The sequence below is a fragment of the Pseudarthrobacter sp. KH_020_B genome (genome assembly GCF_057840185.1).
In genome coordinates, this window is the sequence record NZ_CM174506.1 from 2,017,541 (window position 1) to 2,032,391 (window position 14,851).

The following is a 14,851-nucleotide window of genomic DNA, read 5'->3' on the forward strand; positions in this document are numbered from 1 at the left end:
ATATCGGCATAAGGCGCTGTTGGCCCCGGCATTACCCGGACGCAGGAGCGCCGCCAGGATCTCTCCGCCCCCGTGGCCTGTGCCGTAATCGACGCTGGCGATGAAGGGAGCGAACCCGTACCCGCCCTTGTACGTTCCCACAGCTTTCTCCTTGTCACTATGGGAAGTCACGAGCGTGGCGTCCAGGTCCACGATGAGCGGCTCCAGCGTGGTCGCCGTCAACGCCGGGTTCCGGTCCGCGGCGGCTTCCCACACCCGCCAACGCAACTCCCGCGTCAACGTCGCGAAGCCGTAGCTGAAGAGATCCGGGTTGGTCACGGCCCGCTCAAAGAACCTCGAAATCGTCGCGTTCGAAGCAACGTTCCCGAAGACGCCGGCACCGGTCCGCAGGATATCCAGATCGGAGACGTGTTCTCCGCCGCCGGCGAGCATGACCGCCAACGAGCCCAGGATCGTGCCGGGCCGATGGCGGGCCCCGGACGGGACGAACTGCCCCAAACGATCCTCGCACAAGCCCCGGAATCCAAGCGCATCAACGAAGGACGTCACCACATTCAGCCCGGCGTGGGAGACCAGTTGCTGCCCCGTCGTGGCGACAGCAAGGGACGGGAAAACTCCGGTATTCTTGGACATCAGAAAGGTGCTTCTTTCAGCCGGTGAAACAGTGCGTCAACAACACTATTTTCCCAGCTCAGAAGCACCTTTCGTCGCTTAAACACACCCCACGGGCGACACCATCATGAAAACCCAGGGATAGTACATGACCCTCCGCCGCCTCACCGCAGATCAGAAGGAGCGATGCCGTTGTTTCGCAGGGATGTGTTAAGAGGGCGTGATTGGCACACGTTATTGCAGCGTTATGGGGGCCGCGCTTGTCCCGTAACGTCGCAGTAACGGTCATTGGGGCAACGTCTGAGCTCTTAGGAGGCGTAGTGATCAGACAACGAAGGTCAGGCGGGCTGGTTCCCGATCCTGTCGACGTCGACGGCCTTACCGAGATTCGCGTTCACGGTGTTGGTGGGACGGGACCGGAGGACATGCTCGGAGACCCGCGTCCTGTGAGGGTATCCGGCGACCGGATCGCCGGTTTTTACCGGACGGCTGACGCGGCAGGACGGCATCGGGAGGCATATTCCTGGGGTGGCCTGACCTCGCACTCACCGCTCCGCGTTTTATGGCTGCTGCTGACGCCGTCAATGCTTGCCAATATGGCCGGATGGACGGCCCGGCGCCGAATCATGAACGGAAAGCTCGAGGAGGACGAAGCCCCGACGACAAGTGCTTTCCGGTGGTTTGCGAGAGTTGCGGCGCTCGCGCTGACTCTCAGCACGGCACTTATGGTCACCATGCTGAGCCTTGACACGCTGGTCTACCAGTGTCTTGGCCAGCATGAATGTCGCGAGCGGCTTTGGGGAACGTCCTGGTTAGACGTCGTCGCACCCTACGATCGCCCTGGGCTTCGGCTTGCCCTGGGTGTCATCTTGCCTCTGGCTGTTGCAGCTGTCTTTTACTTGCTGGCGTCCCGTTCCCGTGCGAGCTATGAAGGAATTGAGCCCCCGATACAGGCAGAGCCAGGAACTGACAGTATTCCCGTCCCCGCCCGCCTGTGTGCCGCCGCCCAGAAGGGTGGACTGCGTAACGCTGAATTCTGGTCCGGCAAAAGGTGGCATGAACATCTCTCCCTGCTTCGCATGACTATCGGCGTTGCAGTGGCGGCAGCGGTTCTGGGATGGTGCATGTCGTCGCTGGCCAGCGCTATGGACTACCCAGTTGATGGTCTTGTGATGGCGGCCCGGGGGGCGAGTGCTGCTGCCGTGCTCCTCATTTTCCTGGTGATATTCCTACTTGCCTGGGATGAGGCCCAAGAGCGTCTGGCCCGAGGAATATTCATAATTTCCGTGGGCGTGTTGGTTGTTGCCTTCTTAGTGGCGGTCTTGTGGCCGGTCACCCTTAGCGATGGACGTCCCGGCGGGCAAGGCGCAGCCTCCCAACCGCCCGGAACCCTACCCGGAGTTGTGCTGGCAGCAGAACTCGGCTGGATCCTCACGCTCCTCCTTTTGTTGCCTTTGATTTGCCAACAGGTTTGGGCATGGGGATCCAGGTGGAAACACGCCATGCAGCAGGTTCCCCGAGGTCCGGGCCGGATCAGGCGGCTACGGCAAGACGTGCGGGGGAGCATTCCCATGTTCCCTTGGGCGGCGCCGGTGGTTTTCCACATCGTTGCCCTGATCCTTGGTAATGCCGTGCTCCTGTCCCTGATGGTGCTTGCAGCAAAGGCATTAGGACGCGTCGAGTATGAGACCCTCCGTAACGGAAGGCCGGGCCAAAGTGAAGTGGAGCCGGGCGTTCTGGGGGAAGCGTCCGTGCTGTGGGTGCCCAAGGTGGTGATCCTGGTTGCGGGGATTCTGACCTGGTCATTCATAGCGTTGCTTTTTGCGTTCGCGGTGACCCTGCTTCTCTGGTTGTTGGTGTCCTCGAAGAAGAACGCCTCGCTGGTCAGGCAGGATCTCGCTGGGGCCTACGCGGTGAGCGAATCGTTGGGACAGGGTTGGGGTCTAACTGCGCCCGCCTCTGACAAGCGCGGTGCCTGGATCTATTCAGCATTTGAGGAGTTCCCCGTTCACCCCGGGCGCGGGCCCCTGGCGGTTGCCTCCGAAGCCGAGCGGCCGAGCAGGTGGGTGCGCAAAGTTGCGCTGATGCGTCAGATCGGTCAGCACGCGCATCAGGTAGTTGCCTGGTTCGCTATCGTGATTGCCGCTGGAGGCGTGGCCGAGGCAGTCGCCTTTCTCATCGCGCAAGGTTGGGTGCTCCAGGAAATGCCGATGTCCTGGGTCGAAGCTGGAGCCACCATAGGAGCGTGGTTGCCAGCCATCTATGTCTTGGCCGCAAGGGTGGCATTCCGCGATGAGAGGGCGCGGAAGATCCTGATGTCTCCCTTCGACGTCGGTACCTTTTTTCCCCGCTCCTTCCACCCGTTCGCTCCGCCTTCGTATGCTGAGCGGGCGGTGCCGGAACTGACGCGGCGGATCTGGTGGTTGCATGACAACGAGGGCAGGGTGGTGTTGACAGCACACTCCCAAGGAAGCGTGGTGGCCGCAGCGGTGCTGGTCCGGCAAGCCACCCGGCGGGAGGAAAGCGACAAGGGCATCGGGCTGGTCACCTTCGGCTGCCCGCTTGGCAAACTGTACCGGTGGGCGTTTCCGGCGCTGTTCAGCGACGGACTCATGCAAAGCCTTGCTGGGGGTGGCGTCGGGTTGGGTGATATCCGGTGGCGCAACGTGCACTACGCGACGGACTATATCGGTGGGCCGATACGGGCCGGGGACTGGGCCCTCAATATACCAAAGGACATTGAGGTGGACCTCGTTGATCCTCCCACAGACAAGTACGTATTCGGCCAGAGGCCACCGAGCATCCTCAGCCACACCGGCTACTGGATGGATTCCAGATTTTGGCAGCGTGTCGACTTCATGTGTGAAGAAATCCTGCGGCCGCCGTCCTCCGCTGGCGTGGACCCTCATCCCACAGATCTGGCAACAGCAGACGATCTAGTGGTCTTAGCCGACGGCGTCGATGCAATTGCCCCTGACCCGGCGACGCCCGGGCCATATCGCGGCACTTAGCTACTTCTCCCTGTACGACTCCCTGTTGGCGGATTGAGCTGCTGTGGTGATTTCGGACAGCGGAATTAGTGGATTCTTCTACGCTGCCAAGGCTGGCTGTTGATAACCATAGTGGACTTCGTTGGGTCGACGGTATCCGAGCGCGGAGTGACGGCGCCGGCTGTTGTAGAACCCCTCGATGTAGCGGATGACGTCGCGCCGAGCCTGTGATTTAGTCGGGTAAACGGTCCGATAGACGCGCTCGTTTTTCAGGGCTGAGAAGAACGATTCGGCCATGCTGTTGTCCCAGCACACGCCCGTGCGTCCCATCGACGAGCGCATACCCAGGCCGGTCACCAGGGCCCTGAACTCGGTCGAGGTGTAGACGCTGCCCCGATCGGAGTTAGCCCGAATTCGACTTAATTCGGACCGGGGCACCCAGTACACCTCCACCCAGCTCAACGATGTCTGCACCGGACTGGGCGTCCAACAATCCGTCGGCAGGACCGGGGTGTGCTGGGATAATGCCATGCAGGAATCGTTCTGGTCCACCCTGAAGACCGAGTTCTACGACCGCCGCCGCTGGACGACCATGCACGACGCGATCCAGGCAACGGGCCGCTGGATCGAGGAGTTCTACAACCGCGCCCGGCTGCACTCAGCCCTGGGCTATTCCACACCCGTGGAACACGAACGACTCCTCTGCACGAATAGACCTCAGCCGGCACAAGCCGCCTGATCAACTGTCCACGATTTGCGGGTAACCCCATTCAAAGACGACAGACGGAGCGCCCGATGTTGCTGGCAGCTGTGGATCCCGGAATCACCCCGAACGCCAACTTCCCCTTTCTTGAATCGCTGAAGCAGATCGGCGGCGGCATCCTCGTCGGTGCCTTCATTGTGATCGCCATTGTCGCTATCCTCGGCGCCGCGATGCTGTTGGCAGGCAAATTGAGCCCGTCGTCGCGCCTGGCGTTCAGCTTCTCAGACGTGGATGATTCGCAGTGGACCGCCGTCGAAGGGCTCAGAGCTGGTGGAGATTGCCGGCCCCGGAGGGTTCCGGCCCGGTTCCTGCCCTAGCAGCCGCCACTTGCCTTACGGATGAACTGCAATCCCACCCGCAGTGGGATGCGTTCCTGCTCGACTCTGTACGGGCCTGCCCATTCGGGGTCGGTCAGCACGCCGTAGAGATTCTCTTCAGCAGCAGTGAGCAATGGCAGGGTCTTACGCGCCGGCGCGGTCAGCGCCCGCCCGGCGGCGTCAATATCGGCGCCGAAGTGCTGGTAGGCCTCATAAGCGGCAATGTCCATCAGCACGGAACCGGCCGCCACCCCGGCTTTCCGGAACTGGTGCAAGATCTCGAACCCGGCTGCGTCCATGTCCCCCCAGTAAAAGATGGCCGGGCATCCGGCCAGCCATGGCAGTGATCCAGCAGTTTCTGCACCGCTGAACCCTGCACCCTCAACGGCTATCCCGCCGGGAACTGGAGGGAAGTGGATGGCAGTGTCCTTGTTCGGCGATGACCACCACGGTCGGGTTATATGCAGGGGTCATTGTGTCGCCTGTCGACGCGGAATCGTGCCGGCGTCCGCCGGCGGCCAGATATGCCGGGTCCAGGTAGGTGAAATGCAGCCGGGACGGGTGCTGCGGCAACAAGCCCAGATCGGTCCGGCCGGAGAGATACCTCAGCTCGGGGCCGTGGCTGTTCAGCCATTTCGCGTGCAGGCCCGGTATCGGCACCTGCCGGGGGGTCATCCCGTGGGCCGCATGCTCTCGGAACCAGGCGGCTGCCATGTTGAGCAGGCCAAAGTCCTGGTCCGTGTATTTGTCGACGGACCGCACTGCGGCCGCGATGCTTCCCAGCCCGGGGTGCAGCTGCGCCAGGATTGCCACGCGTGCCCGTCCGCGACCAAGACGATCCCGCCAGACCTTCCCGGCGACCAGCACGGCCGTGTCGATGTCGGGGATGGTCACATGGGTGGGGATCTGCTGCGGGGTGCCCAGAACCCTGCGCGTCTCGATGGAGACATTGAGCCCGTTCCCGGCCGCCCAGACACGGATTTCCGCGGCCTGGCGCCGAAATTCCGGAAACCCCGCGGCGAGGTCCGTCCCGGAGACCCGGCCGAGAGAGACCGTGTGCGGCCAGGACGCTGCTTCCCCGGCGGCGTCCAGGTGCCACGTGGAGGCCAGCCGTCGCTGGATGTCCGCGGTGACCTGTGCGAGGCCTTTCATGCGCCGGGCTCCGTCACTGACCGAATTTCCTGGACGTACGAGTACCCGGTGGTGGGGTTCTTGGTCATGGAAAGCGCCAGATCCGCGTACGGCTCAAGGGCGGTGACCTTATCGAGGGGCGCGCCGATGAGCAGCTGGAACCCCAGGCCTTTCCAGGCTTCCACAGAGCGTCCGGCGAATTCGCTGTCCGATTTCACGAACCCCTCATCCAGGAAGACCGGTGCGAACCGGGGCCTGGTGCGGCTTTCGTCGCCGAGCTGGAACCGCAGCGCCGCGCCGACGATGAACGCGACCAGCTCCTGGGATTCGCCGCCGCTCTTGCCGCCCAGGGACGAGTATGTTGCTAGCTGCTGGCCTTCGGCGTTGATGCTCACTGCCGTGATCTCCACATGACGGCGCACATCAAGGAACGTGTCCCGCTCCCCGGACCGGCCGCCGTCATCGTTTTTCCGGATCCGGTTCATGAAGGTCCGCAGCCGCTGGAACTGGGCGTCCACCTGTGTCTCGGTGAGGTCCTTGGTGGCACCAGAGGAGAGCGCCCTCAGCTCCTTGCGGAACGCGCCGACCCGGTCGCTGGTGAGGATCCGCAGGTCTATTTTTAGCCGGTCGCGGCCGGCACCGAACGCCAGAGTGGAAAGGATTGCGTTGACCGGGATGAGCCGGCTTTGGATTTCCTCCACGGACGTTTCGAACGCCCCGTTGAGCGGGACGAGGTCCTGACCGGACCATTCGGCGAGCCTGCGGACCCATTCCTGGCGCCGGTCGTGAAGGCCCGTGGTGACGATGTCGTCGTATATGGCCTGGAAGTCCTCCATCGAGGCCATGGTGGTCCCCAAATTGGGGTCATCCCAGCGGGCCAGGTAGCTATCAAATAGGCCGGTCAGGGCCTCTGTAGCCCGTTTCGCGTCCCGCTGGTATGAGTCCTTGTCTGCGTTGATTTTGTCCATCATGCGCTTGATGTTTCCGGTGAAGTCCGTGAGACTCTCCGGGTTTCCGACCGCGGTGAATTCGGTTGTCAGGAGTTCGACGTGAATATCGGCCAGTTCGACTGCCTCCGTTGCGAGCTGCTCAGCGATCAGGATTAGGCCCAATGCCGTTTACTTAGGTATTTTTGGTATTCGTTTGAGCGGCCAGGTGGACATTTTTCGTTTGACGGCGCGGGGGACGGTTCGTTGCCGGCGTGGTGGCAGGAGTTCGTGAAGGATTTCCCGGCAGAAGATGGTGAAGGCTTCAGCCAGTTTGTGAGGGGGAAAAAGCCGGGCGCCCGGCGAGGGATCGCCGCGCGGCCCGGAGGGTGCGTGTGAAGGAAAAGTGCAGGGGGTCTTCGTCGAATTCCGCGGCGACGGTGCCGATCAGGGACCGGATCGCGTAATGCGTGCAGAGGTAGCCGTAGATTTCCTGCAGCACCCCGTCGGGTGTTTTCGAGCGCAGGACGACGTCGGGGCCGCGCTGGTGGGTTTTCAGTTCGCCGAAACTGGACTCGATTTCCCAGCGGCGGGCATAGAGCCCGGCCAGGTCCTCCGCGGGGGCGGCGGCCGGGTCCAGGATGGTGGTGATCAGCAGGAATTTGCTGACCTCCTCCCCGGTGGTGACCTCGTATTCGATCACCCGGACCGGGATCCCGTTGGTGTCCTTGGCCCGGTCCTTGCTGCTCGGATAAACGGCCGAGCGGTAGGACCCGTCCTCGAACTCCTCAACAACGGGCAGGACGCTGTTGGCTTTCATCCGCCACAACAGCGCCGCCCCCGTGGCGGCACCGTCCTTCCACGCCGGGTAGGAGAAGAACCCGCGGTCGGACATCAACAACATGTCCTTGGCCACGTCCGCGAGCAAGGCCGGATACATGTCGTGCTCGGACGTGTTGTAGCCGGAGACCACCGCGGAGAAAACAGCATGCGTGCCGCACTCCACCAGGCCCAGCACACGTGCCTGCGGGAACGCGCTCTTGAAGTCCGTCTTCGTCCCCGGCCGCCCGTAGGCTTTCTCGTTCGCGGGAGTATCGGCCAGATCCAGGGTGGTCCCATCCACGGACACCAGCCGCCATTCCCTGTAGAACCCGGAACCGCCCGGGGCCGCGATCGGCTTCGCGACCTCGGCGAACAACGCCACCATCACCGATGACCCCAACCGGGTCCTCGCCTTGTAAATCGCCGCTTTCGTCGGCATCGTCCACTCACGGAACCGGCCCGTCAGCCACTCCATCCCGGCCAGCAACGACCGCATGACCTCCTCATACGAACCGGACGAAAACAACGCCAACGCCATCACGTAATAGACCATCAACCGCGACGGCAACAACCGATTCCGCTGCTCCAACGCCCCCGAACGCCCGATCACCGCGTCGACCACCTCTGCAGGGAAAGCCCGAGTCAACACCCCAAGAGAAACGTGGTCACTCAACCGCTCCGGACCCTCCGGGGTCACCCATCCACTACGCGCCATGCCGAAAGATTAACACACCTGTGCTAAGTAAACGGCATTGGGATTAGGCCCTGCCGTCGAAGCGTCAGCCGTTCATCTGCGGCGGCCATCTGATCGACCTGCGACTTGGCGGTGTATCTGCGCCCACGCACCTCCTCCAGCTGCGTTTCCAGATCTTTTTCCTTTTCCCACAGTCGTGTGAGAATGTCGCTTGAGTCAAGGATGCGTTGTTCCTCGGCCAGGACCCGGGAAATACTGTCCTCGACGGAGTCAGCGTCGATGTCAGCCCACACCCTGGCCAGGACGTGTTCGTGGGCGCTCCGGAAGTCGCGGAGCCGGCGCGCGGCGGCATCGATGTCTTGGATCCTGGCGGCATAGTCGGCGAGTTCGGCCTCGCAAATCTCGATATCCGCAGTGATCGCTGCGATTCGGTCTTTATTGGAGAACCCGATGATGGGACGCCCTGCCCCGCCGTGCGCCCCGGACCGGCCGTCGCGTGTCTGCCCGCTGAGCGTTACCCGGTAACCGCCGCTGCCCAGATCGTCTGACGATTCCACACACAGGGCATCGAGCCCGGCGTCCCGGACCCTGGCCTGGACCCAGTGGCTGAACGGCGAGTCTTTGAAGACAAGCTTGCCGGACACCCGCCCCGGGACACCGTTGGCGTGCCGGTAGGCGCGGCGGGGGACGCCCTCGAAGCGGATCCTCACTGTGTCGCGGATCGGGTCAATGGCCCTACTGAAACGTTCAAGCAGGGTTTCGTCGACCAGCATGATCCGCGCCACCGGGGAAAGTGTCACCTCAGCGGCGGTTCGCCACCGGTCCTCGCCGGGGGCAATGTCGATCAGTTCAGCGACGAAGGGCAGGTCGCCGGGGTCAATACCGGCCGCCTCGGCGAACCGCAGGCGTGCCTCGTGCAACTGTTGCGGGACGAGACCTTTGCGGCCTTGCAGGGAGGCGCGCTCGGCGGTGAGTTTGCTGGCCCGGTCCATAACCGGGTAGCGCTCCTTGCCGATCTCTTCTTTCTCCTCGGCTAGGAGCCGCTCCCGGCGGTCGTAACCGGCCAGGAAGCCACGGGCCGCGGCGGTGGCGACATCGAAGTCTTCCTCCGTCTCCACGAAGGTGTCAATGACAGCGGTACTGTCATCGAAGGTGCCGCGGAGCTCTGAGATCCGGGGCAGCCTGGCCCGGAGCGTCTCCAGTTCCGCCCGGAGCAGCCCCAGGGCGTTGCCGCCGTTGTTCCGTTGCGCTTCCTGATTCTTGGCCAGGTGCCCTGCAATTGCCGCCTCGTCCTCGGTGGCCGTGTGAAGGAGCTGCTTCTGGGCGACGGTGTTCTCCGCGTTGGCAGACAGGGCGGTGTCGATAAGCTCGGCCTCGGTCCGGTTCTGCCAGACCGCCAGCGGAGATGAGATGCCACCGATGATTTCCTCGACCAGGGCGTCGGCCGCAGTGGCCCGTGTCAGGTTTTCCCGGAGCTTCGGGAGCGCGGCCAGGGCCTTGCTCTTCTCTGCCTCATTCTGCATAGATGCGTACGAGGCCTCCAAGTCGGCAAAGTGGGCCAAGGCCCGGTCGGCGGCGGAATAAGTCCCGGGTTCTTCCAGGACCAGGGATTTGTAGAGCCCGTCCACATCCGTCACCTGCTGGCCGGCCTGGATCCGGGCCAGGAGCCGCAACGCTTTCTTCCCGTCACCGTTGGCGCCAATCCCGAGCCGGGCGAAAAGCACGTCGGAGAACACGCTGTAGGTCTGATGGACCCGGGCTCCGGGGATGGCTGTCTCAAGCGCCCGCTTATCGAATTTCGCCCCGGACGCATTTTCGAGTTCGCGGAGGTCCAGGTCCGCGTCGATGGTGACCATTTTGGAGATCACGTCACTGAAGACGGAACCTCCTCGGGGCAGGTAATAAGCACGCAGAGCCGTAAACTTCCTGCAGGTGTCGCTGACGAACGTCATGCCCACCGCACCCCAGATGTTGGAATTTTCACCCCGGAGTACGCGGTCGCGCATTTCGCCGGTGACGGCTTCGCGGTGCGCGTCTGTTTTTCCGCGCAGGTAGGTGACCACGTTGCGCTGGTCCACGCCGCGGGCCCGGCCGGATGTGGCGTCATTGGAGGCCCCATTGAACGGCACATCGGAGGGCATCATAAGGGCCAGATAAGCATCCATCAGGGTGCTTTTTCCGGTTCCGGACGCACCGGAGAGCAGGGTCGCCCCGGGAGCGAACGCCACCCGCGTGTGTCCGTGGAAGCCGCCCCAGTTGATGACCTGCAGATGCGAGGCCCGCCATTGGGCTGTATCGGCCGGACCTGCCAACTGCTCGGCGGTGTCCTCGACGCCTTCCATGTCGAACGTCATCTGCGTCATGCTTGTACTCCTTCGGTGGCGGGCGCCGCGGTCTGGCCGGAGGTTGCGGCCTGTTCGAGCCAGTCCAGGAGCTCCCGCAGCCGAGGCAATGGCATGAGCACTTCGATGACGGGAGAGATCCGCATTCGTTCCGGGTCCGGTGTGGTCTGCAGGACCCGGCTCTTCAGCAGGCTGTCGATGGCGTTATCCGCCCGCCGGGCGTCCCCGGAATTGTCGGTGGCGTTCGCCGGCCGGTAGGATTCCACGGCGCCTCGCAGTTCGTCCCGGTCCACGAAGACGTCGGTGGTGGTGCCGACATGTTCGCTCCGGAACCGGGTCCGCAGGAAGACCATCACGATGGTCTCCTCCTTGGTGTACGTAGTGTTCCTGAGCAAAGTCGGGTATTTCCGGCCATCCTCGGCGAGGACCTGGCGCTTGAAAGCGACCTCGCGTTCGCGGTCGACGTGCAGGTGAAGGAACAGCTCGTTGAGCCGGCGGACAATGGAGGCCTCCGATTCCATCAGGGTCTTCCACTCGGCGGAATGGTCCGCACCGCTGATGTAGTGGTTTTTCAGGATCGCCATCAGGGTCCGGCGTTCATCGAAGGCCAGCTCCCCGGTGTCGCCCGGGAACGCGGCCGTGCTGGTGCCGGCCTCCCAGAATCCGTCGTCGTCAGGGTTGGTGCTCATCGGAGCCTCTTTCGTCGTAGGCGGCTATCGCGGCAACGTCCTCCGCGGTCAGTTCCAGCAGGGGCGCCAGGAACTCCCTCGTGGTGCCATCCGGCCGGATGGTGTGGAAAGTTTCGGTGCCGGTGCGGGTCTTCGCCGACCCTGCTTGGGCGAAAATTTGGAGCAGGCCCAGGATTTCCACGGGCCGACGCAGGTGCTCGGGCTGGGTGTTGAACATGTCCCCGGCCGAGAGCGCCGTACCGGCGGCGTAACTTTCCACGACGGCGTTGCGCATCTCCTGCAGGAGCGGCCCTCCCTGCTTGCGGATCTGCTCCAGGTCCAGCGGTGCGGGAGCGCCCGCGGACGTGTCTTCAAGCGCCGGCGGGGCGACGTCGGAGGCCGGGTCGTAGAAGTTGGCCTTCAGGTAGCTGATGTCGAGTTCGTCCGGGGTCAGGTCCACCGAGACGGCGGCCCTCCGCGGTGCCGTTTCCATCCACGTCCCAAGACTTTTACCGACCCGGCGGAGGAGGTCGTCAAGCTCACGGTCCCTGAGCGCGTCGTGGTTGACGATGTGCTCGCGCAGCGTCGTAGTCAGTTTCATCCGACGGTCCAAGACATCCCGGATACCTTTGCGGATCACCGCCACGGTGCCGAGGAATTCGCGCTGCTCAGTCGTGGCGAGTACCGCAGCGAACGGGTGCTCGACAATGGTCTGGAGGTCGGTGCGCAGCCCCAGCAGCAGCGCGTCATCGCGAAGCAGTTCGAAGGCGCCCTCGAAGGCCCGCCCTTCGGGTGTGGCCCCCATCAGCTTGTCTGTCCGGGCCAGATACTCGTCCAGGACTTCGCCGACGTTGCGGACCTCGGAGCGGAAATCGTTGATGATCTGGCGGTGCATATCACTGACGGATTCCTCGATCCGCTTGAAGTCACTCGGTAGCTGGGAGATCAGGTCGGTGAGGTTCGCGTACCCGTCCAGCATCCGGTCCTCGTCCATGACGGCCATTTCGGCACCGGAGGCCAGTTCGTCCCGCTGGGCAGTCAGGACCGCGATCTGCTCATCCAGACGTTCGATGCGGGCCTGCCGGTCCGGGTTCGCTTCGGTCGCCCACACCCGGACGGTATCAAGGATTGTCGCGATCCGGGACTCGCTGATCAGGGCCCGGTCCTTGGCCAGGCTGTTGGTCAGCTTCAGTGCCTCCAAGGTATGGGAGGTCAGAGAATATTCTTCCTCTCCGTCTTCTCCAACTGAACGGAACAGCCATTTGTGGTTCATCCACAGCACACACTGGGCCCGGCCGGACGCGGCGGCGCCCAAATCCTCACCCACGGCCCGGAGCTCGCCCAGATAGGCGTCGACCTGGGAGTGGAGCCGGTCCGCCTTGACCCGCTCCTGGTCGCCGCCGAATTGGGCGTTGAACACGGCGAGGGCCAGCGGGGCATATTTGCGATCAAGGAGGCGCAGGGTCGGCTTGTCAAGGATGTCGCGTATACGCGCAACCTCACCCTCGATGCCGCTCATAGTGGTCCTTCCCCGGTTTCTACCGATGCTAATTCACTGCGCCGACCTGATGGTCAGGTCTTCGGCAGTTATTTTTCTACCCAATCTTGCCTATGCCTTTACCGCCGCCACGGCGGTTCACGTTAACTTGACCGCTACGGCACTGCCCCCAACCGCCCGCGGCCCCTGGCATGGCCGAATGGCATCACTCCGAGGTCGCAGCGTTCGAGCGATCCGGCTACCGCTACTCCATTGACGCCTACCTGACGCATCACCCTCGGCACCGCGGCCGCTATCGACGCCGACGTCCGGCACTGCTTCGTGGAAGCCCTTGCTGGTATGCCAGCGGGCTTCGATAGCATCGCCGAGCCACGAGTGGAAGCCGTCGAGCGGGCATTGACGCTGGTGGACTGCTTCAGTGATGGCTCCGAAAGCCTGTCTCTGGCACAGTTGGCAGAGCGAACTGATATGTACCGGAGCATCATATTGCGGCTCGCAGGGTCCCTTCAGCGCAACGGCTATCTGACCCGCAGCGCAGACGGCCAGTTCCGGCTAGGGGCCACGCTCTGGCGGCTGGGCTCCCTCCATGAGCGCAGCTTCAAATTCGCGGACTACGTCCGCCCGGTCCTGGCCGGCATCGCCGAGCAGGTCGATGAGACCGCGGCCTACTACATCCGCCAAGGGCGAACACCGGATCTGCCTCTACAGGCACGAATCCCGACAGTCCCTGCGCCACCACCAGGACGAAGGCGCAGAACTTCCCCCTGGACCGCGGCGCGGGAGGCCACATCCTCACCGCATACACCACCGGCACCGGCGAATTATACGACAAGGTCCGCGACGCGGGGGACTACATCTCCATGGGGGAACGCAATCCCCAGGCAGCCGCCATCGGAGTCCCGGTATTCGGCGTCCACCACCGATTCATGGGGCCCTCGGAGTCATCGCAGCCTCAGCCGGGCGGACCAGGACCGCGCCGAGGAGATCAGGGACATTCTGCTTGCCAAGGCCGCTGCATCATCGGCGACTCTTGGCGGGACCGCAGGGAATGAAGTCAGGCCTGCATCGGCAGTCCTCTAAACAGCCGGCTACGCGGAAGGGATTCACGCTTGGCGGGCAGGCTAAGCCCGCCAATTAACCCCCTCGTTGACCTAGGTTGACGTAATCCCCGCTATCAACTGCCTGCCGCCAGCCAGTCGAGCACCTCTTGGCTAGGAAAGGCGGAGGTTGCGGTGGACTCTGCTGCGCCGGTGGTGGTCCGTACCTCTTCCTGGTGGCCGGCCTGTCGGTTGTTCAAGTGGGTTGCGGTTCATTTCTCCATGACAAGTTCGGAGAGGAGGAACCCGCCACCATGATGTTCGTCGATTTCCCACAGGAGGGCCGCCCCATAGTGCGGAGCCTATTCGGGGGCCGGTTCGGTTCCGGAGGCCCACTCTTAAAGTCGGAGCGAATCACGCCCCGCCCGGACGGCCGTTTATGCAGCTTGGCTGGCGCCCCTACGCGGGCAAGAAAGTGGGTGTGCACAATGTGCACACCCTGGGCTTCGGATTGGGTCGTTCTGGTGTCGGACTGGGCCGGATTGCGGAGGTTTTCGCCGGGGGAGTGGCGGAATTGCAGGGTCTGGAACCCGGTTCGAGTCCCACCTCGGGCATAGCAGATCCCCTCGTCAGAGGGGATTTTTGCTTTAACGTGTAGACAAAGTTATTGCGTTCCTCTGACGCTGGTGCGGGGGCTGTGGCCTGGCCACCGCGGTGGTCTGTTCAGTTGTGTGGTGGCGCTATTCATGGTGCGGGGTTACCGGTACAACATGATGTCGCCGACTTCGGCACCGAATCTTTGTTGAAGGGCTCCTCTTAGACGTCAGGGGAGTCGATGTGCTCGGTTTGTCCTGCCAAAGTAAGTGTGGACACTGTCCACACTTATGTCTGCTTTATAGAACGACTGACGGCAGTCGGCGTTTCCCTCTTCAGGTTCACGCCTTGCGCCTATGGAGACCTGAGCCGCATGATCTTCGGCCCACTACAGTAGCGCTTGCCCGTTGGAGCCTCGCGCTCAATGGACATTGAGCGGCAGATCATTGAACTGAGG

Annotated in this window: 10 protein-coding genes and 4 pseudogenes; 4 read left to right on the forward strand and 10 right to left on the reverse strand. The window is 63.2% G+C overall.

Annotation, left to right across the window (positions count from 1 at the left end):
• Window positions 1–12: 12 nt before the first annotated feature.
• Window positions 13–633: pseudogene (locus AC3IT0_RS09325) on the reverse strand (transposase); the annotation flags it as partial.
• A gap of 299 nt (window positions 634–932) precedes the next feature.
• On the opposite strand from AC3IT0_RS09325, the gene AC3IT0_RS09330 reads away from it, so the two are divergent.
• Window positions 933–3,623, forward strand: a complete 2,691-nt coding sequence (locus AC3IT0_RS09330) for a hypothetical protein (protein ID WP_489323424.1) — start codon at window positions 933–935, stop codon at window positions 3,621–3,623.
• 78 nt (window positions 3,624–3,701) lie between these two features.
• Here the strand turns inward: AC3IT0_RS09330 and AC3IT0_RS09335 are convergent.
• Window positions 3,702–4,031: pseudogene (locus AC3IT0_RS09335) on the reverse strand (integrase core domain-containing protein); the annotation flags it as partial.
• Here AC3IT0_RS09335 and AC3IT0_RS09340 point away from each other — a divergent pair.
• Window positions 4,012–4,341, forward strand: a pseudogene (locus AC3IT0_RS09340) (integrase core domain-containing protein); the annotation flags it as partial. The pseudogenes AC3IT0_RS09335 and AC3IT0_RS09340 sit on opposite strands and share 20 nt — an antisense overlap.
• Window positions 4,342–4,397: 56 nt before the next feature.
• A complete protein-coding gene (locus AC3IT0_RS09345; protein ID WP_489323425.1) occupies window positions 4,398–4,682 on the forward strand; it encodes a hypothetical protein in 285 nt (94 codons plus the stop codon).
• Here the strand turns inward: AC3IT0_RS09345 and AC3IT0_RS09350 are convergent.
• The 7 genes from AC3IT0_RS09350 to AC3IT0_RS09380 all read right to left on the reverse strand — a co-directional run bounded on the left by AC3IT0_RS09350 (window position 4,679) and on the right by AC3IT0_RS09380 (window position 12,784).
• Entirely contained in the window at window positions 4,679–5,149 is a 471-nt protein-coding gene (locus tag AC3IT0_RS09350; RefSeq protein WP_489323759.1) for a Wadjet anti-phage system protein JetD domain-containing protein, read from the reverse strand. The genes AC3IT0_RS09345 and AC3IT0_RS09350 overlap by 4 nt on opposite strands.
• Window positions 5,064–5,834, reverse strand: a complete 771-nt coding sequence (locus AC3IT0_RS09355) for a DUF3322 domain-containing protein (protein WP_489323426.1) — start codon at window positions 5,832–5,834, stop codon at window positions 5,064–5,066. The genes AC3IT0_RS09350 and AC3IT0_RS09355 overlap by 86 nt, the downstream gene beginning before the upstream one ends.
• Entirely contained in the window at window positions 5,831–6,925 is a 1,095-nt protein-coding gene (locus AC3IT0_RS09360) for an SbcC/MukB-like Walker B domain-containing protein (protein ID WP_489323427.1), read from the reverse strand. Before AC3IT0_RS09360 ends, AC3IT0_RS09355 begins: the two co-directional genes overlap by 4 nt.
• 139 nt (window positions 6,926–7,064) lie before the next feature.
• Window positions 7,065–8,276, reverse strand: coding sequence for an IS4 family transposase (locus AC3IT0_RS09365; protein WP_489322809.1), 1,212 nt, complete (start codon window positions 8,274–8,276; stop codon window positions 7,065–7,067).
• Window positions 8,277–8,299: 23 nt separating this feature from the next.
• Window positions 8,300–10,618, reverse strand: a complete 2,319-nt coding sequence (locus tag AC3IT0_RS09370; protein WP_489323428.1) for an ATP-binding protein — start codon at window positions 10,616–10,618, stop codon at window positions 8,300–8,302.
• On the reverse strand, window positions 10,615–11,286 hold the full coding sequence (locus tag AC3IT0_RS09375; RefSeq protein WP_489323429.1) for a DUF4194 domain-containing protein: 672 nt from the start codon (window positions 11,284–11,286) through the stop codon (window positions 10,615–10,617). Before AC3IT0_RS09375 ends, AC3IT0_RS09370 begins: the two co-directional genes overlap by 4 nt.
• Window positions 11,270–12,784 carry a DUF3375 domain-containing protein gene (locus AC3IT0_RS09380; RefSeq protein ID WP_489323430.1) on the reverse strand — a complete coding sequence of 505 codons (1,515 nt, stop codon included), beginning with the start codon at window positions 12,782–12,784 and terminating at the stop codon, window positions 11,270–11,272. Before AC3IT0_RS09380 ends, AC3IT0_RS09375 begins: the two co-directional genes overlap by 17 nt.
• 318 nt (window positions 12,785–13,102) lie before the next feature.
• On the opposite strand from AC3IT0_RS09380, the pseudogene AC3IT0_RS09385 reads away from it, so the two are divergent.
• A pseudogene (locus tag AC3IT0_RS09385) lies at window positions 13,103–13,234 on the forward strand (helix-turn-helix domain-containing protein); the annotation flags it as partial.
• An 81-nt stretch (window positions 13,235–13,315) separates the two neighbouring features.
• On the opposite strand, the gene AC3IT0_RS09390 reads toward AC3IT0_RS09385, so the two are convergent.
• Window positions 13,316–13,444, reverse strand: a complete 129-nt coding sequence (locus AC3IT0_RS09390) for a hypothetical protein (RefSeq protein ID WP_489323903.1) — start codon at window positions 13,442–13,444, stop codon at window positions 13,316–13,318.
• Window positions 13,445–14,851 lie beyond the last annotated feature (1,407 nt).